Source organism: Pseudomonas laurylsulfativorans (assembly GCF_002906155.1).
Classification (GTDB): Bacteria; Pseudomonadota; Gammaproteobacteria; order Pseudomonadales; family Pseudomonadaceae; genus Aquipseudomonas; species Aquipseudomonas laurylsulfativorans.
In genome coordinates, this window is sequence record NZ_MUJK01000007.1 from 209,540 (window position 1) to 234,229 (window position 24,690).

Here is a 24,690-nt window from a genome sequence, read left to right on the forward strand (position 1 = left end):
CAATGGCGCTCAGCGCAGAACCTGTAGGAGCCGGCTTGCCGGCGAAGACAATCGCCAGACCGCCATCGCCGACAAGCCGGCTCCTACAGGTCGACGTAGAAATTACCGGGCAATCCCGTGCTTGCGCAGCTTCCTGTAAAGGGTATTTCGACTGACCCCCAACTGCTCCGCCGTATGTGTCATATGCCACCGCGTCTGCTCCAGCGTACTGAGCAACGCCAGCCGCTCGGCATCTTCCAGCGGATGCTCCGATGGCACGTCGATAGCCTGCGCCACTGCCGGCCTGGCCGAACGAATCATCGCCGGCAAGTCCTCCAGACCAATTTGCCCGTCCTCACACAGTGCTGCCAGCGTTCGCAGCACATTTCGCAACTGGCGTACGTTGCCTGGCCAGGCAAATCCCAACAAAGCCTCGCGTGCCGGCCCGTCGATCAACACCGTTTCTGCGCCCGCCTCTTCGGCCAGTAAAAAGTCGAGCAACTGCGATTTATCACTGCGATCGCGCAAAGCCGGCAGCGCGACTTCCAGCCCGTTGAGGCGGTAATACAAATCCTCGCGGAAGCTGCCGTCCTGCACGCGATCCAGCAAATTACGGTGGGTGGCGCTGATGATCCGCACGTTAACCGCTTCCGGCTCGCCACCGATCGGCACCACCTGCCGGTCCTCCAGCACCCTCAGCAATCGCGTCTGCAGGGCCAGTGGCATGTCACCGATTTCATCGAGGAACAACGTCCCGCCGTCGGCCTGTTGCAACTTGCCACGCATGCCTTCCTTGCGTGCGCCGGTGAAGCTGCCACCGCGATAACCGAACAACTCGCTTTCGATCAGGCTCTCGGGAATGGCTGCGCAATTGAGGGCAACGAAGGCGTTTTCCGCCCGCTGGCTGGCGTGATGCACCGCTTTGGCAAAGGCCTCCTTGCCGGACCCGGTTTCGCCGTTGATCAGCAACGGCACGTCGCGCTCATAGACGCGCAAGGCCTTGCGGAAGTCCGCCTGCAACGTCACATCATCCAGGCAAATGCCCGACAGCCGCGGCGCTGATGCAACCTTGGGAGCAGGCACCATCGGAATCGATAGTGGTCGCCGCGCCTCACCGCGCAACACCGCGAACAGCTTGCGACCATCACGGGTGCGCAACGGCCAACTGGCCTCGGCATTGATGCTTGCCCGCCCCAGCAATTCATCGAGCGAGCAATCGAAAAACGCTTCCACCGGTTTACCCAGCAACCCGCCGCGAATATGTCCCAGCAGGTTCAACGCACTCTGATTGACCGCGCAAATGCGCCCTTCTCCGTCGAACGCCAGCAACCCTTCGCTGAAAAAACCAACGGACTCGGCCTGCAAGTGAAAACGCAGCAACCATTGATTGTCGAAGCAGCGCAGGAAGTAGCAACTCTCGATCATCTTCGCCGACAGATTGACCAGCGCCATGGTGTGGAACTGGCTTTGCCGCGACACATCGCGCCGCGCCGACGACACGTCGAGCACCGCCAGCAATTCGCCATGGGGGTCGAAGACCGGGCTCGCCGAGCAGGTCAGGCCAGTGTGGCGGCCACGAAAGTGTTCGTCCTGATGGATGGTCAGCGATTGACGTTCCACCAGGCAGGTGCCGATGCCATTGGTGCCTTCGCAGGCCTCGCTCCAGTCGGCACCGAGCCAAAGGCCGGCGCGCTCGAAAATCTGTCGTTCGGCGGGCGCGGTGACGCAATTGAGGATCACGCCGCGGGCGTCGGTCAGCAATACCGCATGGCCGGCGCCGGAGAGTTGTTGATGCAGGCTGGTCATTTCATTGCCGGCGATGTGCAGCACTTGCTGCAAACGTTCGCGGCTTTCGAGGACGCGGCCATGTTCCAGCACCGTCGGCGCGATGCTCAGGGCCGGATCGAGGTGATAATCCTCAAGGCAGCGCAGCCAGGATCGGGCGATGGACGGATCACTGCCGGGACCCTGCAGGTGGGCTTTGCCCTGAGTAACGGTCAGAACCTGCTGGGCATGGCGACTCAAATGGTTGTCGTGCATTTCTTATTATTCTCCGCGGGGCTCGGCGTCCCGTGCATGAGGTGATGCCGAGCATCCTCCAGCCGGGCCCGCATTGCAATGCCTGCAAGACTACCCAGTCACAGGCTGTGCCAGAAGCGGTACAAAGTGTCACTGCTGCTGTACCGAAAGCGTCACAGGCGCACTCCATCCGTCCGACAAAAAATGCGCAAGGCCTTGATTTGACTGAGCTGCAACGCACTGGCCCGCCCCTTGCTCTACGCTTATAGCAAGCGCACATGCGCGACTCCCTATAAGCACAAAAGCAAGGAGAGACCACCATGCGTTACGCTCACCCCGGTACTGAAGGCGCTATCGTTTCGTTCAAAGCCAAATACGGTAACTACATCGGCGGCGAGTTCGTCGCGCCTGTCAAAGGTCAGTACTTCACCAATACCTCGCCAGTGAATGGCCAACCGATTGCCGAATTCCCCCGCTCCACGGCCGAAGACATCGATAAGGCCCTGGATGCCGCCCACGCCGCCGCCGACGCGTGGGGCGCTACTTCTGCGCAAGCCCGTTCGCTGGTGCTGCTGAAAATCGCCGACCGCATCGAACAGAACCTGGAATTGCTGGCGATCACCGAATCCTGGGACAACGGCAAGGCCGTGCGTGAAACCCTCAACGCCGACATCCCGCTGGCCGCCGACCACTTCCGCTACTTCGCCGGTTGCATCCGCGCCCAGGAAGGCAGCGCTGCCGAAATCGACGGCAACACCGTGGCCTATCACATCCATGAACCGCTGGGCGTGGTCGGGCAGATCATCCCGTGGAACTTCCCGATCCTGATGGCCGCGTGGAAACTCGCCCCGGCCCTGGCCGCCGGTAACTGCGTGGTGCTCAAGCCAGCCGAACAAACCCCGCTGGGCATCACCGTGCTGGTCGAGCTGATCGGCGACCTGCTGCCACCGGGCGTACTGAACATCGTGCAAGGTTTCGGCAAAGAAGCCGGCGAAGCGCTGGCCACCAGCAAGCGCATTGCCAAGATCGCTTTCACCGGCTCGACCCCGGTCGGTTCGCACATCATGAAATGCGCGGCCGAAAACATCATTCCGTCCACCGTGGAACTGGGCGGCAAATCGCCGAACATCTTCTTCGAAGACATCATGAAGGCCGAGCCGTCCTTCATCGAGAAAGCCGCTGAAGGCCTGGTGCTGGCATTCTTCAACCAGGGCGAAGTCTGCACCTGCCCATCCCGCGCCTTGGTGCAAGAGTCGATCTACGACGAATTCATGCAAGTGGTGATGAAGAAGGTCCTGCAAATCAAACGTGGCGACCCGCTGGACACCGACACCATGGTCGGCGCCCAGGCGTCCGAGCAGCAATTCGACAAAATCCTTTCGTACCTGGAAATCGCCAAGGGCGAAGGTGCCGAGCTGCTGACTGGCGGCAAGGTGGAAAAACTCGAGGGCAACCTGGCGAGCGGGTATTACATCCAGCCGACGCTGCTCAAGGGCACCAACAAGATGCGTGTGTTCCAGGAAGAAATCTTCGGCCCGGTGGTGAGCATCACCACCTTCAAGGACGAAGCCGAAGCCCTGGCCATCGCCAACGACACCGAGTTCGGCCTGGGCGCCGGCCTGTGGACCCGCGACATCAACCGCGCCTACCGCATGGGCCGCGCCATCAAGGCCGGTCGAGTGTGGACCAACTGCTACCACCTGTACCCGGCGCACGCCGCGTTCGGCGGGTACAAGAAGTCCGGCGTCGGTCGTGAAACCCACAAGATGATGCTCGACCACTATCAGCAGACCAAAAACCTGCTGGTGAGCTACGACATCAATCCGCTGGGCTTCTTTTAACCCCTCTTGAAATGAGGTGAGTCCATCGCTGGCAAGCCAGCTCCTACAGACCGCGTAAACCTGTAGGAGCCGACTTGCCGGCGATGACATCCAAAACGACACAACACCCAAGGCCTGGCCGCTCTGGCACGGGCCTTGCGTACCCGTCATTCAGGATTTTTACCCAACCCGTCGTACCCGAAAGTCCAAAAGATCGAACAATAAAAATTAGAGAGGACTTATGACTACTTCTTCCACACAGCTCAAACCCACACTCGGCACCCTGCATTTATGGGGCATTGCCGTCGGCCTGGTGATTTCCGGCGAGTACTTCGGCTGGAGTTATGGCTGGGGCACCGCAGGCACACTGGGCTTTCTCGTCACCGCGTTGATGGTGGCGACGATGTACACCTGCTTCATCTTCAGCTTCACCGAACTGACGACTGCGATTCCCCACGCTGGCGGGCCGTTTGCCTACAGCCGCCGGGCCTTTGGTGAGAAAGGCGGGTTGATCGCCGGCATCGCCACCCTGATCGAATTCGTCTTTGCACCACCGGCCATCGCCATGGCCATCGGCGCCTACCTGAACGTGCAATACCCGGAACTTGACCCGAAGATCGCCGCCGTTGGCGCCTATTTCGTGTTCATGGGCCTGAACATCCTCGGCGTCAGCATCGCCGCTACCTTCGAATTGGTGGTCACTGTACTGGCGGTCGCTGAACTGCTGGTGTTCATGGGCGTGGTCGCCCCGGGCTTCAGCTTCAGCAACTTCGTACTCAATGGCTGGTCTGGCGCCAATGAGTTCACGATGGGCTCGATTTCCGGAATTTTCGCCGCCATTCCCTTCGCGATCTGGTTCTTTCTTGCCATCGAAGGCGCAGCCATGGCCGCCGAAGAAGCCAAAGACCCGAAACGCACAATCCCCAGGGCCTACGTCAGCGGCATTCTGACCCTGGTGTTCCTGGCCATCGGCGTGATGGTGATGGCCGGCGGTGTCGGCGACTGGCGCCAGCTGTCGAACATCAACGATCCGTTGCCTCAGGCGATGAAAGCGGTGGTCGGCAATAATTCGACCTGGATGCACATGCTGGTATGGATTGGCCTGTTCGGTCTGGTGGCAAGTTTCCACGGGATCATTCTTGGCTATTCCCGGCAGTTCTTCGCCCTGGCTCGCGCCGGTTACCTGCCCAAAGGCCTGGCCAAGCTCTCGCGCTTCCAGACGCCGCACCGGGCGATTCTGGCCGGTGGTGTGATCGGTATTGCGGCCATCTACAGCGACGGGCTGGTCAACCTGCAAGGCATGACCCTGACGGCGGCAATGATCACCATGTCGGTATTCGGCGCCATCGTGATGTACATCATCAGTATGCTGAGCCTGTTCAAACTGCGTAAAACCGAACCGAACCTGGAACGCACCTTCCGCGCGCCGGGTTATCCGATCGTACCGGGGATCGCGCTGTTCCTGGCGGTGGTGTGCCTGGTGGCGATGGCTTGGTTCAACACCTTGATCGGCCTGATATTCCTCGGATTCATGGCTGCCGGTTACCTGTACTTCCAGCTGACCGCCAGGCAACGTTCCGAGGCACCGGCGGACGCTATGCTCGAAGGTATATGAATTGCACCGGTGCCGGGCCCGCTGCCCGGCGCCTGCATTATTGAAGTGCATGCAATTCCCTTGTGGGGGCGAGCCTGCTCGCGATGACGGAGTGTCAGGCGACTCATGTACCAATGACAGACCGCTTTCGCGAGCAGGCTCGCTCCCACAAGGGCCAGTGGCGTATTCAAGACTTGAACATAACAGGAGGACACCGCCCCATGGCCGTATTCGCCCATACCGTCGGCGCCCAGACTTACCGCTTCGACAGCCTCAAGGAAGTGATGGCCAAAGCCAGTCCGGCGCGCTCCGGAGATTTTCTGGCCGGCGTCGCCGCGCTCAACGATGGCGAGCGGGTGGCCGCACAGATGGCGTTGGCCGACACTCCGCTAAGCCACTTCCTGCAGGAAGCTCTGATCCCCTACGAATCCGATGAAGTCACCCGACTGATCATCGACACTCACGACAAACAGGCCTTCGCCGTCGTCAGCCATCTCACCGTCGGCGGCTTTCGCGACTGGCTGCTCAGTGATGCCGCCGACGAACAGGTCCTGCGCGCCCTGGCCCCCGGCCTCACCCCGGAAATGGCTGCCGCCGTCTCGAAGATCATGCGCGTGCAGGATCTGGTGCTGGTGGCGCAAAAAATCCGCGTGGTCACGCAGTTTCGCGGCACTCTGGGCCTGCGCGGGCGCTTATCCACACGTCTGCAACCGAACCACCCCACCGACGAACCAGCCGGCATCGCCGCGAGCATTCTCGACGGCCTGCTGCACGGCAATGGCGACGCAATGATCGGTATCAACCCGGCCACCGATAGCATCGCCTCGATTTGCGCGATGCTGGAGATGCTCGACGCGATCATCCAGCGCTACGAAATCCCGACCCAGGCTTGTGTGCTGACCCATGTCACCACATCGATCGAAGCGGTCAATCGCGGCGTTCCGCTGGACCTGGTGTTCCAGTCGATCGCCGGCACCGAAGCGGCCAACGCCAGTTTCGGCATCAACCTGAGTGTATTGAAGGAAGGCTATGACGCCGGTTTGAGTCTGAATCGCGGCACGCTGGGCCAGAACCTGATGTACTTCGAAACCGGCCAGGGCAGCGCCCTGTCGGCCAACGCCCACCATGGCGTCGATCAACAAACCTGCGAAACCCGCGCCTACGCCGTCGCGCGTCACTTCAACCCGTTTCTGGTCAACACCGTTGTCGGTTTCATCGGGCCGGAATACCTGTACAACGGCAAACAGATCATCCGCGCCGGCCTGGAAGACCACTTCTGCGGCAAGTTGCTCGGCGTGCCCATGGGTTGCGACATCTGCTACACCAACCATGCCGAGGCTGACCAGGACGATATGGACACCCTGCTGACCCTGCTGGGCGTCGCCGGGATCAACTTCATCATGGGCATCCCCGGTTCCGACGACATCATGCTCAATTACCAGACAACCTCGTTCCACGATGCGCTCTACGCCAGGCAGACCCTGGGGTTGAAGCCCGCACCGGAGTTCGAGCAGTGGCTGGCGAAAATGGGCATCTTCACCCAGGCGGACGGCCGGGTTCTGTTTGGCAGCAGCCTGCCGCCGGCCTTCCGCCAGGCCCTGGCGCAATTGGGATGAGTAATGACATGGATAAACTACCCTTCGACCCCCACAACCCATGGCTGGAACTGCGACGCCTGACACCGGCGCGAATTGCCCTGGGCCGAACCGGCACCAGCATTCCCACCCGCGCACAACTGGACTTCCAATACGCCCATGCCCAGGCGCGGGATGCGGTGCACTTGCCGTTCGATCACGCGGCACTCAACACACAACTGGCCGAACGCGGACACGAAAGCCTTTTGCTGCACAGCGCCGCGATCGACCGCAACAGTTACCTGCAACGCCCGGACCTGGGACGAAAGCTCAATGAGGCGTCGGCAAAGACCCTGCGTGAATACGCTTCGACGCATCCTGGCGGGGTCGATTTGGTCATCGTGATCGCCGACGGCCTGTCGGCACTGGCCGTTCATCGCCATACCCTGCCCTTTCTGGCACGCCTCGAAGAACAGATTGCGGCCGAAGGCTGGACTGTTGCGCCGGTGATATTGGTGGAACAGGGGCGCGTGGCAGTCGCGGACGAAATCGGTGAGTTGCTGGGTGCGAAAATGACCGTCATCCTCATCGGCGAACGCCCTGGACTCAGCTCCCCGGACAGCCTGGGTTTATATTTCACCTACAATCCCAAGGTCGGCCTTACCGATGCCTACCGTAATTGCATCTCCAACGTGCGGCTCGAAGGCCTGAGTTACGGCATGGCGGCACACCGTTTGCTGTATTTGATGCGCGAAGCCTGTCGACGGCAATTGTCAGGGGTCAATCTGAAGGATGAAGCACAGGTCCAGACACTGGAGGCGGACGCGGGAGCCGACATGAAAGGTAATTTCCTGCTCGGCCCGCCGAATGCCTGAACCGCTTCCGCATTGCACATTCGTACCAGTTTCAGGCAGGATCGTTGCGCGGCCGCCAAGGGTTTCCCATCGCCGTCAGAGACGTAAGACAGCCACTTGAAGACGAGACCTACCATGCGGATTATTCAAGCGACCCTCGAACACCTGGACCTGCTGGCCCCGTTGTTCGTCAAATATCGTGAGTTTTATGGTTCCCTGCCGTATCCGGACTCGTCCCGGGCGTTCCTCGAGAAACGCCTGCGTCGCAAGGAGTCGGTGATCTACCTGGCGCTGTCCGATGACGACAGCAACAAACTGATGGGTTTCTGCCAGCTGTACCCGAGCTTCTCCTCGCTTTCGCTCAAACGCGTGTGGATCCTCAACGATATTTATGTCGCCGAGGACGCCCGCCGCCAGTTGGTGGCCGACAACCTGATCCGTACCGCGAAAAAAATGGCCAAGGAAACCAATGCCGTGCGCATGCGTGTTTCCACCAGCAGCAACAATGAAATCGCGCAGAAAACCTACGAGTCCATCGGCTTCAAGGTAGACACCGAATTCAAGAACTATGTACTGCCGATCAGCGACGAACTCTAAATCAGCTGCACCCTGCTCGCGATGGCATCGACTGGACTACACTGGTCCAACGAGACGACGGCATCGCGAAGCAGGCTCGCTCCCACCTGTTCGTTATCAAACATCAGCCCTGTCGTGACATTCCCCGCTACAATCTCGACGCGATTTTCACCACTCGCCTCGTATAATCCCGATATTCCCGCTTGTAAGAAAAACTACCCCTATCTGTAGTCTTACGCCAAGTCATCCGCACAGGCCCGCTGAGTCGGGCCATTACCTCAGGTGCTATCCATGGATTTCAACCCGATCGACATTGTCCTGCATCTCGACGTCTACCTCGACATGCTTGTAGCCAACTACGGGGCATGGATCTACGCCATTCTGTTCATGGTTATCTTTTGTGAAACCGGCCTGGTGGTCATGCCCTTCCTTCCGGGCGACTCCCTGCTGTTCATCGCCGGCGCCGTGGCGGCCGGTGGCGGCATGGACCCGGTACTGCTCGGCGGCCTGCTGATGCTGGCGGCGATCCTGGGCGACAGTACCAACTACATCATCGGACGAACGGCGGGGGAAAAACTGTTCAGCAATCCGAACTCGAAGATCTTCCGGCGCGACTACCTGCAACAAACCCACGATTTCTACGACAAGCATGGCGGCAAAACCGTGACCCTGGCGCGCTTCCTGCCCATCATCCGTACCTTTGCGCCCTTCGTCGCCGGCGTGGGCAAAATGCCCTATCCGCGCTTCTTCGCCTTCAGTGTGCTGGGTACGATCCTGTGGGTCGGCGGCCTGGTGACGCTCGGTTACTTCTTTGGCAATGTGCCGTTCATCAAGAAAAACCTGTCGCTGCTGATTGTGGGCATCATCCTGCTCTCGCTGGTGCCGATGATCATTGGCATGGTGCGTAGCCGCCTTGCCGGTTCGAGCTCAAAAGCCGAATCGCGCTGACACGATGTGGTCTCTGAGCGCCTGGCGTCGCCAGCGCACCCTGGCCAAGCACCCGATTGCCGATGACATATGGCAACGGGTGCACCATCACCTGAGCTTTCTCGACGGCATCAGTGCCGCCGAAGACCAATGGCTGCGCGAAGCCTGCGTGCTGTTCCTCGAAGACAAGCACCTGACGGCCCTGCCCGGCGTCGAACTGCATCAGGAGCAACGCTTGCTGCTCGCGGCCCAGGCGCAACTGCCGCTGCTGCACCTCGGCGACCTGAACTGGTATCAGGGCTTCCACGAAATCATTCTCTACCCTGACGACTTCCTCAGCCCCCAGCGCCATCGCGATGCCAGTGGCGTCGAGCACGAATGGGACGGCGAGCACAGCGGTGAAGCCTGGCAGCAAGGCCCGATCATCCTCGCATGGCCGGGCGTGATGGCCAGTGGTGGCTGGGAAGGCTACAACCTGGTGATCCACGAACTGGCGCACAAACTCGACATGCTCAATGGCGTCGCCAACGGCCTGCCGCCGTTGCACCCTGACATGCGGGTCAGCGACTGGGCCAGCGTCATGCAAGAGGCCTACGACGACCTCGACCGGCAACTGGAGCGCAATCCCGATGCCGAAACGGCCATCGATCCCTATGCCGCCGAAAACCCTGCCGAGTTCTTCGCCGTCACCAGCGAGTACTTCTTCAGCGCCCCGGATTTGCTGCATGAGGCTTATCCACAGGTGTATCAACAGTTGAAGCTGTTCTATCGCCAGGACCCGCTGGCGAGGTTGAAGCAACTTCAGGCACATGACCCTGTCCATCAGGCACACCAGTAAGCGCCATACGACTTCTGGTACATGGCGTCGACCCAGGAATATGCCTATAATCGCCGCCACTTTTTGGTCAATCCGACCAATTGTTTTTGGTCAACTAACGGGGGCAACGCCCAATGAGCTACAGCAAGATTCCGGCTGGCAAAGACCTGCCGAACGACATCTACGTCGCGATCGAGATTCCGGCCAACCACGCGCCGATCAAATACGAAATCGACAAAGACAGCGATTGCCTGTTCGTTGACCGTTTCATGGCCACCCCAATGTTCTACCCGGCCAACTACGGTTACATCCCGAACACCCTGGCTGACGACGGTGATCCCCTCGACGTGCTGGTCGTGACCCCTTACCCGGTTGCTCCAGGTTCGGTAATCCGCGCTCGTCCGGTCGGCATCCTGAACATGACCGACGACGGCGGCGGCGATGCCAAAGTCATCGCAGTCCCACACGACAAGCTGTCCCAGCTGTACGTCGACGTGAAGGAATACACCGACCTGCCAGCACTGCTGATCCAGCAGATCGAGCACTTCTTCGCGAACTACAAAGATCTCGAAAAAGGCAAATGGGTGAAGATCGAAGGCTGGGCCGGCGCAGACGCCGCCCGCGACGCGATCACCAAGTCGGTTGCAGCCTATAAAGGTTAATAGCAGCCGCGAGCTTCAAGCGACAGGCTTCAAGAAAAACCCCGGTTGATCCGGGGTTTTTTGTGGGCGCTTGATAAGCGCGCTAAACATGACGTTTAGTCTTGCTCGAACTTGGTTTTTGCCTGTTTAAAATTCCTCAAGAACGCCTTACATCCGGTCGTAAATTTCCCGCTAAATTTGAACGAGGCGTTTATTCAAACCCTTACCAGCCGCCAGTAGACTCGCGTTCATGAAAAAGAACACTAGCGGCCCACGCTTCAAAGCGCTCCTCGAAGCAGCGAACATCACGACCACCGGATTTGCCGAATTTCTGGATACGGCTCCGCAAAATGTACATAACTGGTACACCCGCGGTGTGCCCGCCCATTGCATGGAAGAGGTCGCCAGAAAACTCTCCGTCAGCAGCGACTGGCTGAAAACCGGCGAAGGCTCGAAAGATGCCCAGCACCTGCGCCTGCTCGACGAGTCCGGCAACACCTTCGATGCCCAGACCATCCGTGGCGTCTACACCGTCATCGAGCCTGTCGACGTCGAATTGCCTCTGTACAAAGAAGCGGTCACCACCCCGGGCTCAAACAAAACCCACGTCATTGAAGACCCCAAGCAATCCATTCGCCTGCCCCGTAGTCACCTCGATTCCCTGGAAATCAACCACGCCGACGCCATCTGTGCCTTCATGAGCGGCAACAGCATGGGAGAGAAAATTGAAGACGGTTCGACCCTGGCGATTGACCGTGGCCTGACCCAGATTATCGATGGCGAGATCTACGCCATCGAACATGACGGCATGCTGCGCATCAAGTACCTGCACCGACTACCGGGCAACTCCCTGCGACTGCGCAGCCACAACCGTGCCGAGTACCCGGATGAAATCTTCAGGGCCGCACAAATCGAAGAGCAGAACATCAGAGTGCTGGGCTGGGTGTTCTGGTGGTCGACCCTGAACAAACGGCGGCCGGCGGTGCCATTTCTTTAAGCTCCCAGAACGCCCATCGGCCACCCACCCGGGTGGCCGAGCGGCTCTGCCCGGCACTTCCCGCTGGGAATTTGCGCCAAACCTGCGTATGCTGCGCCCCACATTTGCGCATCGACCCGCCTTGCGGCTCAGATGCACTGACCTGACAGATGACTTTCTCCCCAGGTCCCACAGCCGGACGCAAGATCCGGGTGTACGTTTTGAAGGCTGGCGCGGTTTACCAAAAATGATCCAAGCCAGTCCCCGAGAAGCCGGCCACAAGCCGGCTTTTTAATGCCTGAAAGAAAGCGATCTGCCCCGTACTTGAATTTGTCGCAGCACTGCTATCACTTTCCCCTCACGGATAACTAAACCCCTTCACCAACGTCAGCTCCCCGACCGCGCGCATCGGCACCAGGAACGTCTCCATCTTCTCGCTCGGCGTTCCTTCTTCGGTAATCACCGTAACCTGCGCGGTGGTCAGTGGTTGGACCGCGTCTTCCTGCCCTTCTTCATCACTGCTGTAGCCGCCGCCGAAGTAGTTCACATACACCAGATATTGCCCTTTGATCGGTGCGGGCATGGCGAAGATTTCCGGGCCGTAGCCGGTGGTGACGTCGACGTCGAGTGCCGCGCCGTTGGGCGCGACGCGGTCGCCGTACCAGATGTGCGCGCCGTCGGGGGTGATCAGGTGCAGGTCGAGGTCGGTGCCGTCGCTGTCCCACGCCAGCAATACGCGCAATTTGGCCGGAGTGGCGCCGCCGCTGCTGTTGAGGAACTGGGTGCGGTGACGTTGTTGGCCGTCAGGGCTGCGAACCTCGACGCTGTTGCTGCCGTTGGGGAATGAGAACGGGCGATCGAAGCGGCCAGCTGGATCGATTTTCAACGGCATGCTCACACCGTTGACGATCAGCCGGCCGGGTTCTGTCGATTTCGGCGTGGCATTGATCTGCCCACTGATGCGAGCGGTATTGGCCTGCCCTGCCGGGGTATTCACCGACGAGGCAGGGTAGTTGACGGTCTGCCGGAAGTTTTCCCCTTCACCCTCAGGCGCGCCAGTGCGCCAGCCGCCTGCGGGGGTGTCGAGTTTGGCGCTGTCAGTCGCCATCACCGATGGCAACGCCACCAGTGAACAGATAAACAGCAAGACCTGTGGATAACGGAGTTTCATGGTCTATTCCAGCAAGAGGTGGCGGGCGAGCCCTTCGATGTAGGTTTCGTCCTGACCATTGGGGTGTGCATCGAAGGCCAGGTGCAGGTATTCGTGGGTCAGGTCGAGGCGGTCTTGTAGCGTCAGCACACCGCGCACGTAGATGCGTTGGCGTTCGCGGTCGACATAGGGGCGGCCGAAGGCCAGACGGCATACGGCGAAGGTGCTGACTTCGCTGTAGCCGGTTTCGCTTTCAAGCTTTGGGCGCCAGCCGCGCCTTTGTTTCTGCAGCCAGTCTTGCGCGGCGGGTAACGCATCGCAGGACGCGACCGGGTTGTCCCAGCGACTGAGGCTGGCGCGTGGGTAGGCGTGCAGCAGGATGGCGTCGTAGCGCTGCCCGGCGCGGGCCTGTTCGACGGCGTGCTGCCAGGACAGTTTGTCCGGGCCGGGTTGATCGGAATGATAGGTGACGGTACTGCCGGCCAGCACCAGGTCGCTGGTCCACGCCGCGATGTTACGAGACTCGGGCGACGCCGGACGCGGTGCGACCCGCTGACGGCTGCTGCTGTCATCGATGCTCAGGCAATCGCCACTGCGCGTGGCGTTTTGCAGCAGGTACGTGCGGATGGACACGGCGAGGGCTTTGGCAGCCTCGACCGGTTCAGCACTGGCTTCGCGCTGAAGAACCCGGGCGACGTACTCCTCGCGATCCAGACGAGCCACGAGCTTGTGGTTCAGCAGAAACAGTTCGCCATCGCTGTGGATATCCAGCGCATTACCGTTGGCGAATTCAACACGATAATCACCCTGCAATGCTCCGGAAGTCACTGCGGTGCCCCCTGACAGCACGCGCCGAAGCGGATAGCGCGAGAACAGATCGACTTCTACGCACCTCCCCGCATCCACAGGCCATGCAACAGGAATCACCGCAGACAATGCCTGCGCGTAATCACGCAGTACCCGCTGACTCGTGCCACGTCCTCCGGCCCAAACCGGTGTACCGTCCGCCGTCCAACCGGCAAACCCGCCCTGACGCGAGGTTGCATCCTGATCCGCCAGCCAGCTCCAGGTCTTCACTCGCAGACGGCTGCCGAGTTCGCCGACAACATGGCCATCGGCGGCATTGAGCATCACATCGAGCAATACACGTCGGGCTTGGTCCTGCGCCGGCAGCACCGAAAGCACCTTCAATAACTGCGCCACCGAAACCCTTGTGGCCGGTTGCAACAACGGTAATTCCAGCAACCATTGCGGCGCCTGCCGCGCTTGCCAAAAGGTTCGCCAATCGGCATCGCTGATACCCAGCCGTACCGGCTCAAAGTACAAACCACACGATTTCACCAATGCCTGATCACGCTCGATCTTGCCGCCCGCCGTGCAGCAATAAACCTCTTCCTTCGACTGGCCGCGGCACTCATAAGCCGGCTCTTGGGCACCGGTATCCACCAGCCAGGCATAGACGAACAACTTCCACACACTGCCCAAGGGTGTCTGCAAAGTCTGCGGCAGTGGCTCGCGGGCGATCACTTGAGTTCGGCTCAACGACAATAAATCGCCTTTGAAGGCCAGGCGCAGTGGTTCGTCCTGCGCCGTCGCCAGCGCAGGGATCAAACACAGCAACCAAGCCATCAGCAGCTTGTGCACGTCAGTGAACCGTGACCTGGCCAAGGGCTGCCTTTTGCTCCAGTGCCTGATGCTGCGGCGCATAAACCTGAGTGAAACGCACCGGCGGCAAGTTGAACTGCCCCTTCTGCGAGAAACGCACCAGGTGCCGCAGGCGCAATTCGCCACTCAAGGCATCGACCGGAACCGCATAAGCCATTTGCCCCGGCTCGAATCGCGCCTTCTCCAGCGCCGTCGGCTCGGTGCCGGCCTTGCCCATGAGCTTGATGCCCCAGGTTGTACGCTCGACATCGGCACCGGGTGGCAGCGGCACTTCCAGCAGGCCATAGCGCAGTGGCTTGGCGGCTTTGCTGGTGACGATCACTTCATCGAGATAGAGGTTGTCGCTGGACAGCGGCGCGTTACCGACCGCTTCGAGTTTGAAGGTGAAGGCTTCATCCCCCGGCACCAGTCGCGACAGGCGACGAGTGATGGTCACGGCCATCGGTTCGACCGCCGGTTGCTGGCTGCGGTAGCTCAATGCCGCGCGCAGCGGACGCTCTTGCACCCCGGTCAGCGTCAATACCGTCGGCACTGGCGCAGGCCCCTGCCACGTCCAATACATCTCACCAGAAACCCCGTACCGCTTCTTCCAGCCTTCACCCGGTGCCAACGCGATAGTGGGCGATGCCTGCTCGATGCTGCGTTGCAGCCAGGTGAGCGCCAACGCACGCTCCAGGGTCGATTGCTGCGGCAATAGACGTTGCAACAACGCTTGAGCGTGAGCCGGATCGAAAGGTTGCAGCGACAGGTTCAGCGCTTCGGCAAACGGCTGGGAACTGACCGCCAGACGTTGCTGCGCATCGACCCGTTGCCGATTGAACGCGTCCGGCAAAGCGACCTTTGCTTGCCTGGCCAGCGATGCCGTCAGCACTCGTGCGGCAGCCAGCCCCAAGGCTGAATCCGGATCGCCCATGACAAGGCTGTCTTCACCGTCTTCCATCAGGTTCGCGGCAGTGCCCTCGCCCGCTTTCGCCAGGTCATCCATCAAGCCACTGAGCAAGGTGTTGACCGGCAACTGCATCTGTTTGGCGAACGACAGGATCAGCGCCCGCTGCAACAGCGGCGTGTTCTTCGCCTGCTTGGCGTAGACCTCCAGCACCCGCTGCCAATGCTCCGGCGGCAGGCTCAGTTCCAGCACCTGGCTGGCGTGCCAGTCGGCGTAATAGGCGTAGGCCGTGAGGAACGCATCCGGCTCGCCGTCCATGCCCCACCAGGTGAAGCTCGCCGAAGGGCCAGCCATTTGTACCAGGCGCAGACGACTGTTTTGCATGATCAGGCGCAAGCGATCGCGGATCTGCGGATTCGCCGCCAGCGTCGGATAGGCGATGCTCAATGGCAGCAGGCGACTGGCGGTTTGCTCGACGCCACCGTAGGGGTAGCTCAACAGATCATCGAGGGCCGAACGGAACAACGCTTGCGGACTGTCATCCAGGCGCAGGCGAATATCGGTCGCGTCTGCCGGCAGAGTCAGCGGTGTATCGCCGCTGCTCACATCGAGACTCTGCGATTGCGTCACCTGCCAGCCTTCACCGGTCGCGCTCAGGTGCACCGTCACCGCATCAGCGGTTTTGCCGTCCTGCACCAGCTCGGCGCTCCACTCGCCATTGGCCAGTTCAAACGCCGGCAACGGGATGTAGTTGATGCCGCTGTTCAGGGTCACCGGCACGCGCTGTTCGTTGCCGGCGAAATGGGTCACCAGTTCGGCCTTGACCGGTTTCTCGGCCTGGCTGAAGGCGAACACGCCGAGGTCCGGTTTGTCACCAACGCGGAATCGGCTCGGGCCGCTCCACTTCAGGTACAGCGGTTTTTCCGAGCGTATGAATAGCTTCTTCTGTCCGACCTGACCGTCATCGGCGATAGCCCTGGCGGTGATGCGCCAGCGGGTCAGGGAGTCCGGCATCTTGAAGGTGAAGCGGGTTTTGCCGTTGGCATCGGTCAGCAACTCTGGTTGCCACGCTGCCGTGTCGACGTCCTCGCGACGCGGCCGCTCCAGCACCTTCACGCCACGCTCACTGCGATTGGCTTTGCCCGGTGCACCGGGGCTGCCTGGCAAGGCGACGTCATAACTGATGAACGACAAACTGGCACTGGTGCGCACGTTGTTGCGCCGTGGGTGATAGAAGAACTGGTCGATGCTCGGCGCCACTTCCGGTTGCAGGGCGTAGACCATTTCATCGACCACGCTGACCGTCAGGTGCGCGGGAATCGCTTTGCCGGCGAACTGCGTGGTCAGGTCCACCGAGACCGTTTCACCCGGCTGGTAGGTGTCTTTATCGGTGGCGATGGCCACGTCGATCTGTGGCGTTACGACCTTGATGCCAGCGTTCTGAAAACTGTACTGACCGCCCTTGGTGTACAGCACCGAGAAGGTCAGGTTCGGCGCGAAACCGTCCTTCACCGGGATGCGCGCGCGGTATTGGGTATCGCTGAGTTTTTCCAGCTTCAGCCAGTCAGCGCCCTTGGAAAGTAACGCAGTGGCTTCGACCTTGTCGCGCTCCAGAGACAGCAGCGCATCGCTGACCGGCTCGGGGAAAGTGATCAGTGCCAGCGCTTCATCGCCGGTGATGTACTCGGGCTTGTCGAGGACGATTTCCACCGTGCCGGGTACGGCTTTGACACCTTCGCCCGTGACCGAATGACCGGTGGCGCCAACCACCCGGCCATGGTCATCCTTGAGCGTCAGGTTGTAGGTGCCCGGCCGATCGAAGGCCAGGGTGAAACCTTTGTCGGTAGCCGCGAGCTTGCCCTCGCCGGTGCTCTGGTCTTCCAGACGTACCCAGTCGTAACTGCCAGGAGAAACCGCTTCGGCCTGCTCGCCTTCGCGGGTGTAGCTGAAGGCAACCTTGTCACCCACCGCACTGAAGCGTCGGGGCGCACTCAATCGGAAATTCGCCGCGCCGCGGTCGATGAGGATTTCCTTGGTGGTCTTCACCCGATACGCCGCACCGTCGCTGGCGAACACGGTCAGCATGTAGCGACTCGGTTTGTCGGCGGCCGGCAAGTCGAGGGACGCGTTGCCCTTGGCGTCGGTGGTCAATTCGGTACTGGTCAGCTCCACCGGAAATTGCCCGAGGTATTGCAGTTCGTTATCGACCATCGACAGCTGTTGGGCACGCAGGCTCAGGCTCAATTTGGCATTGGCCACCGGTTTGCCGTCCGGGTACAGCAATACCAGGCTGCCCTTGACCGGCTCGCCGGTGCGGTAGTCCTGCTTGGCCAGGTTGAGGGAAATCTCGAAGTGCGGCTTGATGTACTCAGCGACGCGGAAGGCGCTGCTGTAAGCCTGATCCTTGTAGCTCAAACGCAGTTCATAGCCACCGGCCACGGCGTTGTCCGGCAACTGGAATCGGCCTTGAGTGCCAGCCTTGGAGTCGAGTTTCAGATCAAGGGATTGCAGCGCCGTGCCGGTCGCATCGAGCACAGTCACGCTGACGTCGGCAGCGCTTGGCTGCACCGAGTCCCGCGCGTTCTTGAATTCACGTCCGACGATTTTCAGCGACACCCAATCTCCTGGCCGATACAACGGCCGGTCGGTGAAGGCATAGAGTTTGGTGTCGTAGATTTCGCTGTCGTAGTAGAAGTTTTCCGAGACGAAAACCCCGCCTTCTTCGTCCTCGCCAATCACGAACGAACGCTCGGGACTGACGTGTTTCAGGCGCAGCAAACCATCGGTATCGGTGGCGCCGCTGCTCATCACGCCGAGGCCATCGGTCCACAGCACATTGACCTTCGGCACCGAGCTCCCTTCGTGTTTGCGCGCGGCCCACACCAGCAACTCGTCACCTGCAATCTTGCTCACTGCCACGGTGTTGGAGACGAACACCATGGTGGTCGCGCGGTACTTGCCAATCAGCGCTTCCACCAGATAAAGACCCGGTTTGAGATTGCCCAACGGGATGTACACGTTGCCCGGCGCGACACTGACGAACTCACTGGAAGACCCGGCCAGGTTCACCCCGGCAGGTGGCTGGATCGGCTTGGCCTGCCACAACGGATAACGGAACTGGCTGACCACCGGCAAACCCGGTATCAGCGCGAATTGCGGCTGCGCATCGTAGGGCGTTGGCGCGGCCATCGCGTTGCCCATCTTCAGCTCAGGCACTTCTTCGGTGACTTGTTTACGCGACTCGTAGGAAAACGCCCGCTGCATCACCCGACGGGATTTTCGATACCAGTTGTCCCATAGGTACGCGAGGGTGTTGGACAGACCTTCACCCTTGAACTGGCCATCGCTGACCACCCGATGCAGGTTCTTCTGGCGCTTGAGGAAATCCAGTGGTTTGTCGATGCGGTACACCCGAATGTCAGCACCACCGTAGGGTTCCATGCGAAACCGGCGATAGTCGCGGCCCGGTGCTTCGAGGCGCACCATCGCCTGCTCATCGCTGGCAAAACTGCTGTCGGCCAGCAGAAAAAAACTCTCGCCGGCCACAGGCGCATAGCCGCTGGCCGGGACCGAGTCTTCAGCATGAACCGCCGAGAAAGGCAGTACCAACACCAACATCAGAGACAGTAAACGCAGCATGCGGGCACCGGTCATTGGGAGAGAAAATTCAGTCGATAGACGCCGATGAAGTTGGGGTTGGCTGCGTCGGGTATCCATCGGGTGTCCTTCCATGTCATGAGTTGCTGCAGGCTTGCCGAACGCATGCCGTTGTCGGTGGGGGTGGTGGTACCGGTGTGATAGGCGATGTAGCGGCCCATCCAGATCATCAGGTGCTGGTCGTCACCCTGATCGAAAAACATCAGGTCGCCAGGACGCGCCTGTGACACATCACGACTGACCAGATGGCTATTGAACTGGATCAATTTGATCGCATTGACATATGGCCCGACTTTGCCGCCGCCCTGCTGCCATTGCTGGGCGAGGCCACGCTGGGCATCACTCAGCTGCAGTTCCGGTGGCAGGTAACGATTGGACAGGCCATTGCTGCGCAGCCATTTGTCGTCATGGACTTTGAGCGCTTCATTGGCGGCAAAACGCACCAGCCCAGCACAGTCCTGTTGATACCAACGTGGGCTCGGGCCCTGGCTCAGTTGCTCCTGGGCAATGCGCACGAACCAGGCGCGGAACACCTGGGATTGCTGCGGGTCGAGCGACGGCGCCTCGACAGCGCGGGCACCCGCGCTCAGCAACAGCACCAACAGGCCGAGACTGCGGATCAATGCCGTCACAGCGCTTTCCACTCCAGCGGCAACCACTGCCAGTGGCCGTCCGGCTCGCTGCCTTCGGGTAAGATCAGGGCGTATTTTCCGTTGCCGCCGAGCTTGCGCAGTTTCGGGATCAGGTAGGTTTGCGCAGCGTTGTAGAACACCGGTTCCATGTCCTGGGGCAGGCTGTCGAGGGTTTCCTGCTGCATCAGTTGCGCCATGGAATCCGGGCCGAAATAGACCGGCATCAGCAGGTCTTTGGGCACCACGTCGGCCATTGGCGGGAAGCGTTTATCGAGGGTGCCCAGGGCCTTGTCCACCAGCTTGTCATCGAGGGAAAACAGCAGCGTCGAACCGTGACGCGCCAGGCTCACGCGCATGAACGCCTTGCCGCTGATGGCGTCGGGATCTTGAGCTTCCTTGGCCGCATAGGGACCGAAACTGGAGCTGACCTGACGTAGCCACTGGTGGCTCAGGCCTTCCTGTTTTTCCACTACGGGGAATGCACCCTCTTCGACATTGCTCTCGTAGGCGCCGACCATCGAGCCGAACAGGCTGCCCAAATCCCCATCGAGTTGGCCGCCGTCGTCATCGTTGAGGCTGGCCACCAGCAAGGGTGTGTACAACCGCGAATCGGCATACCAGCACAGGCCCGCCGCGCCGGCCATGTGTTCAGTCAGCGCCTGGGCCACCTTCTCCTGCGCACCGAGTTTCACCAGCAGCGGTTTCTGTTGTTCGGCCGCCAGCGGCAACGCCACGCAAGCGCTGGCGCCCATGGGCATGGCTTGCCAGATCGGTTTGAAATCGAAGTCCGGCTGATTTTCCAGCTCATCCATGGCCAGGAAGCTGTGCCAGCCCTTGTCGTCCATGTCGAAACGCAGCCCGGCAAAGTTCGGGATAAAACGCTGGTACCCCATGGCCAACACGCTGGCATTTACCGACAGACGCTGTTTTACCTCAGGCGCACGAGGGGGCAGGCCGAAGGCTTCGGGAAACAGTTTGTCGCCATTGAGCAGCGCGGCAATGGCCGTGGTCGACACGCTGCCCGGTTCCTCCGTTGCACCGCTTTGCGGATCGTAGAGTTTTGCCGGATTGGACAGCACCACCAGTTTGTCGCCACGGGATGCGAAAAGCAGTGCCTTGCTGGCGTTGTAATTGAGTTGATAGAGCGCCACGTCTTCGCTGCCGACCTTCACGTCAGCGACTTTGCTCAGTTGCGAGTCGTCCAGCGCCACTTTGGCCATAGGCTCCAGCACCTTGGCCAGCCCGCCGCGATCCATCACCAGCAGGAAATCCTTGAGGCGCCCATCCGCCCCGCGCCACAACGCTATGTCGGCAGGCTGATCGAACAACTGCTCGATCAGGGTGTCCTGCAGTTTCAGGTCATGTTCGTAGATGATCCGCCGCAAGCTGCCGATCAAGCCCAGGCGATCGGCGTGGGTTTCGTAATAGAAGACGAAATCTTCGGTCAGGGTTTCCTTGAGGAACGGCACCGCCAGCAGGTCCTTGGGCAACTGGCTCAGGGAATGGGTTTCCAGCAAGCCATCCGGGCGGCTCATGCCCAGTTTGTCACTGGCCAACACCGGCGCCGGGGCCTTGGGCTTGTGCATGAACCAGCTCAATCCACCCGCCACGCCAACGACCAGGCATAACCCGATCAGCAGCGTCGGCCAATGCAGGGAAGGTTTGGCCGCAGGTACGCCAGCGGCCGGAGTAACGGTGCTATCACTCATGTTCACAAAACCCGATGTTCATCCGTGGAGCGGGGATGCCTAGTAGTTGAAAGTCTTGACCAGCAGCAGGTCGCCGATTGCGCGCAGGGGCACGATGAAGGTCTCGCGTTTTTCATCGACGGTGTTTTCGTTGAGCACCAGGTTGATCTGCGAGGTAATCACCTCGTTCTGGTTGCTGGCCTCATCGAAGTTATAGCCGCCGCTGCCGAAGTTGCCCCAATAGTTCACGTAAACCAGATAGGTGCCATGCAGCGGTGCGGTCATGGTGAACATTTCCGGGCCCGGGCCATCGACGCCATCAGGGTCGAGGCCGCCGCCATTGGTCAAGGCCGAGTGCGCCCAGAAGGCATGCTGGCCGTCGGGCGTGACAATGTGCAAGTCGAGTTCGGCCTTCGGATCATCCCAACCCAACACCACGCGAATCCGCACCGGTGTGCGCAGATTGTTGGCTTCATAGAACTGAACACGCTTGAGGGACTGGCCTTCGGCGCTACGCACTTCGACGCTGTTGGAACCGGCGCCAAACGCATAGGGCCGGGCGAAGCGTCCTTGCTCGTCGGTATAGAGATTCAGCGGATTGCCGTTGACCGCCAAGGTGTGCGGTCCGCGCTGGGTACCGAGGGCCTTCAGTTGGCCCTCGATCATCGTGCGATTGCGCTGCACGCCCCGATCAATTGGCGGCGTGGGATAGGCGACTTGCGGGTTTTCGCTACGGTCCAGCAAACCGTTGTAACGCCACCCGCCCACCGGTTCCGACAACTCGGCATTCGGCGCAGCCAGAATCACGGGCGCAAAAACCAACCCGATCAGCAGCAAAAGAAATGAGCGCATGTGACGCCTCCTGCCATGCATGACGAAACCTTGCGCTCGATCCTCGGCGCGTTACAGATGTGGATACAGCGTTTCGTCTGAAAGACCCGTGACTGCCAGGTCGTATAGGGCCCGAAGGTTAGCCAGTCGGGCACTCATTAACAATTAGACGCCTGCAAAACTGCGGTGGGTGGACGGTGAGCCGAATACACGACATATTCGGCTCACTATATGAGCCGAATAGCCTTTCCAATCGGCTCATCCCCTCCAGAGCATCAAGTTCATGACACCAACATGGATATGGCAGCAACCTGATTGGCCGGGTTTCACCTGGAATGCGGAACGCTTGGCGCCCTTGTTGCGCGAGTGCGTTCAAGCGCAGGGCCGGTTGATGGGCATGGCCAGTTCCGTGGACAGTTCGTTGAGCGCGCAAAGTGAGCTGGATGCATTGTTGCAAAACATCGTCACCTCATCGGCCATCGAAGGTGAACAACTGAACGTCGGCTCCGTTCGTTCGTCACTGGCTCGACGCTTGGGCATGGACCCACTGGATGGCGACAGGGTCAGCCAACGCAGTGAAGGTCTTGCGCAATTGGTGCTCGATGCAACGCAGCAATTTGCCGAGCCGCTGACGATGGATCGCTTGCTGCGCTGGCATGAATGGTTGTTTCCAGAGCAGGACGGCGACCTCGCCGCCCGGGCGATTCATGTCGGTGCATTACGAGGCGATGAACCGATGCAGGTCGTCTCCGGTCGTCTCGACAAGCCGACCGTGCACTTCGAAGCGCCGCCTCGACTGGGCCTTGTGCGTCAACTCGACATCTTCCTCGAGTGGTTTGAGAACGGCCGAAGTCGGGCCGGGCTCGACCCAGGCTGTGTGAAAACGCCAGTGTTTGTCTAACCTTCTGATCGTCTAGATCGTATTGGGGGCGATCATGAAGCGATTCATTGAAGGTGAGGCTCGGACGCAAGTCACGTTGCTGCCTGAGTGCTTGGACGATTACGTAGCCGAAGAAAATCCAGTGCGAGTGGTCGACGTTTTCGTCGATGAACTCGACCTGGGTGCACTTGGATTTGAAGGTGTTGATCCTGCTGCAACGGGGCGTCCGGCCTACCATCCAGCGATCTTGCTGAAGATCTATATCTACGGCTACCTGAATCGGATTCAGTCCAGCCGCCGGCTGGAGCGCGAGGCCGAGCGCAATGTCGAGTTGATGTGGCTGACGGGACGTTTGGCTCCGGACTTCAAAACCATTGCCGACTTTCGCAAAGACAACGGCAAAGCTATTCGCAGCGTCTGCCGGCAATTCGTAGTGCTTTGTCGCAACCTCAATCTCTTCTCCCAATCAATCATCGCCATCGATGGCAGCAAATTCAAAGCCGTCAATAATCGCGACCGTAACTTCACCCAGGGCAAAGTGAAGGCACGCATGCAGCAGATTGAACAGAGCATTGACCGTTATCTAACAGCGATGGATTCGGCGGATCGGGCAACACCCGAAGTAGCCGAGGCCAAGGCCGAGCGGTTGAAAGAAAAGATAGAAACGCTGAAAAAGCAGATGCAGAAACTCAAGGACATCGAGGCGCAGCTCCACGACAGTCCAGACCAGCAAATCTCTCTTACCGATCCAGATGCACGCTCAATGGCCACGAGCGGCCGAGGCACCGGAACAGTTGGTTACAACGTCCAAACAGCTGTCGACGACAAACACCATCTGATCATTGCCCATGAGGTGACCAATGTTGGTAATGATCGTGGGCAACTGAGCAATATGGCGAACCAGGCGCGTGAAGAAATCGAGGCTGAATCGCTAACGGTGGTGGCCGACCGAGGCTATTACAAAGGTCTGGAAATCCTTGCTTGCGAGCAAGCCGGCATCACTACCTTCGTACCGAAACCCCTCACATCTGGCAGCAAAGCCGAAGGCCGATTTGGCAAGCAGGACTTCATCTACGTTGCTGCATCGGACGAGTATCGATGCCCAGCGGGACAGTTACTGACCCGGCGGTATTCGTCGGTGGAAGACGGCATGTTATTGCATTGTTACTACTTCTCGGGCTGCCAGTCCTGCTCAATGCAAAAGCAATGCACCACGAGTAAAGAACGCCGGGTAAAGCGCTGGGAACATGAAGCCGTAGTCGATGCAATGCAGGCTCGGCTGGATCATGATCCAACGATGATGAGGCGTCGCCGCCAGACCGTTGAACATCCTTTTGGAACGCTCAAATACTGGATGGGAAGTACCCACTTCCTGACCAAAACCCTGCCGAGGGTAAGCACCGAGATGAGCCTTCATGTGCTCGCCTACAACCTCAAGCGAATGATGAGCATCTTCGGCATTGCAGGATTGCTTGAAGCGATCAGGGCGTGAGTCCAGCCGCTTGCTCGCCCGTTAGTAGCGAT

Annotated in this window: 17 protein-coding genes and 1 pseudogene; 11 read left to right on the forward strand and 7 right to left on the reverse strand. The window is 60.0% G+C overall.

Translation table 11 applies throughout. From position 1 onward, the window contains the following. Positions 1-102: 102 nt before the first annotated feature. The gene (locus B0D71_RS21715; protein ID WP_103396560.1) at positions 103-2,019 is read right to left on the reverse strand and encodes a sigma-54-dependent Fis family transcriptional regulator; all 1,917 of its coding nucleotides are present in this window, start codon (positions 2,017-2,019) and stop codon (positions 103-105) included. Between the two features lie 299 nt (positions 2,020-2,318). Between B0D71_RS21715 and exaC the strand changes: the two genes are divergently transcribed. From exaC to B0D71_RS21760, 9 genes are all read left to right on the forward strand, one after another. After that, positions 2,319-3,839, forward strand: coding sequence for an acetaldehyde dehydrogenase ExaC (gene exaC / locus B0D71_RS21720; protein ID WP_095965731.1), 1,521 nt, complete (start codon positions 2,319-2,321; stop codon positions 3,837-3,839). A gap of 220 nt (positions 3,840-4,059) precedes the next feature. Continuing rightward, positions 4,060-5,433 (forward strand): ethanolamine permease, encoded by a 1,374-nt coding sequence (eat, locus tag B0D71_RS21725; protein WP_103396561.1) that lies wholly within the window; start codon positions 4,060-4,062, stop codon positions 5,431-5,433. A 200-nt stretch (positions 5,434-5,633) separates the two neighbouring features. Beyond that, positions 5,634-7,028: an ethanolamine ammonia-lyase subunit EutB gene (locus B0D71_RS21730; RefSeq protein WP_103396562.1), complete on the forward strand. Its 1,395-nt coding sequence runs from the start codon at positions 5,634-5,636 to the stop codon at positions 7,026-7,028. Between the two features lie 8 nt (positions 7,029-7,036). Next, a complete protein-coding gene (gene eutC, locus B0D71_RS21735) occupies positions 7,037-7,861 on the forward strand; it encodes an ethanolamine ammonia-lyase subunit EutC (protein WP_103396563.1) in 825 nt (274 codons plus the stop codon). 114 nt (positions 7,862-7,975) lie between these two features. After that, complete coding sequence (locus B0D71_RS21740) at positions 7,976-8,437, forward strand: GNAT family N-acetyltransferase (protein WP_103396564.1); 462 nt, start codon at positions 7,976-7,978, stop codon at positions 8,435-8,437. A gap of 270 nt (positions 8,438-8,707) precedes the next feature. Continuing rightward, entirely contained in the window at positions 8,708-9,364 is a 657-nt protein-coding gene (locus B0D71_RS21745) for a DedA family protein (protein ID WP_095965734.1), read from the forward strand. Between the two features lie 4 nt (positions 9,365-9,368). Continuing rightward, positions 9,369-10,181, forward strand: a complete 813-nt coding sequence (locus tag B0D71_RS21750; protein WP_103396565.1) for a M90 family metallopeptidase — start codon at positions 9,369-9,371, stop codon at positions 10,179-10,181. A 113-nt stretch (positions 10,182-10,294) separates the two neighbouring features. After that, positions 10,295-10,822 (forward strand): inorganic diphosphatase, encoded by a 528-nt coding sequence (gene ppa / locus B0D71_RS21755; RefSeq protein ID WP_007894323.1) that lies wholly within the window; start codon positions 10,295-10,297, stop codon positions 10,820-10,822. A gap of 229 nt (positions 10,823-11,051) precedes the next feature. Next, the gene (locus B0D71_RS21760) at positions 11,052-11,798 is read left to right on the forward strand and encodes a LexA family transcriptional regulator (protein ID WP_103396566.1); all 747 of its coding nucleotides are present in this window, start codon (positions 11,052-11,054) and stop codon (positions 11,796-11,798) included. A gap of 337 nt (positions 11,799-12,135) precedes the next feature. Here B0D71_RS21760 and B0D71_RS21770 read toward each other — a convergent pair whose 3' ends face one another. From B0D71_RS21770 to B0D71_RS21795, 6 genes are read right to left on the reverse strand one after another with little or no spacing between them, the layout of a single operon-like run. Beyond that, complete coding sequence (locus B0D71_RS21770) at positions 12,136-12,948, reverse strand: YfaP family protein (RefSeq protein WP_103396568.1); 813 nt, start codon at positions 12,946-12,948, stop codon at positions 12,136-12,138. 3 nt (positions 12,949-12,951) lie between these two features. After that, a complete protein-coding gene (locus B0D71_RS21775) occupies positions 12,952-14,556 on the reverse strand; it encodes a DUF2300 domain-containing protein (protein WP_420825144.1) in 1,605 nt (534 codons plus the stop codon). 16 nt (positions 14,557-14,572) lie between these two features. After that, on the reverse strand, positions 14,573-19,132 hold the full coding sequence (locus tag B0D71_RS21780; RefSeq protein ID WP_103396570.1) for an alpha-2-macroglobulin family protein: 4,560 nt from the start codon (positions 19,130-19,132) through the stop codon (positions 14,573-14,575). After that, positions 19,129-19,767 carry a DUF1175 domain-containing protein gene (locus tag B0D71_RS21785; RefSeq protein WP_103396571.1) on the reverse strand — a complete coding sequence of 213 codons (639 nt, stop codon included), beginning with the start codon at positions 19,765-19,767 and terminating at the stop codon, positions 19,129-19,131. The genes B0D71_RS21780 and B0D71_RS21785 overlap by 4 nt, the downstream gene beginning before the upstream one ends. Beyond that, positions 19,764-21,476 (reverse strand): DUF2138 domain-containing protein, encoded by a 1,713-nt coding sequence (locus B0D71_RS21790; RefSeq protein WP_103396572.1) that lies wholly within the window; start codon positions 21,474-21,476, stop codon positions 19,764-19,766. The genes B0D71_RS21785 and B0D71_RS21790 overlap by 4 nt, the downstream gene beginning before the upstream one ends. Positions 21,477-21,515: 39 nt before the next feature. After that, positions 21,516-22,307, reverse strand: a complete 792-nt coding sequence (locus B0D71_RS21795; RefSeq protein ID WP_103396573.1) for a YfaP family protein — start codon at positions 22,305-22,307, stop codon at positions 21,516-21,518. A gap of 262 nt (positions 22,308-22,569) precedes the next feature. On the opposite strand from B0D71_RS21795, the pseudogene B0D71_RS21800 reads away from it, so the two are divergent. Together B0D71_RS21800 and B0D71_RS21805 are read left to right on the forward strand one after the other, a co-directional pair. After that, positions 22,570-23,157 (forward strand): annotated as a pseudogene (locus B0D71_RS21800) (DUF4172 domain-containing protein); the annotation flags it as partial. Between the two features lie 64 nt (positions 23,158-23,221). Then, positions 23,222-24,658, forward strand: coding sequence for an IS1182 family transposase (locus B0D71_RS21805; RefSeq protein ID WP_103393048.1), 1,437 nt, complete (start codon positions 23,222-23,224; stop codon positions 24,656-24,658). Positions 24,659-24,690 lie beyond the last annotated feature (32 nt).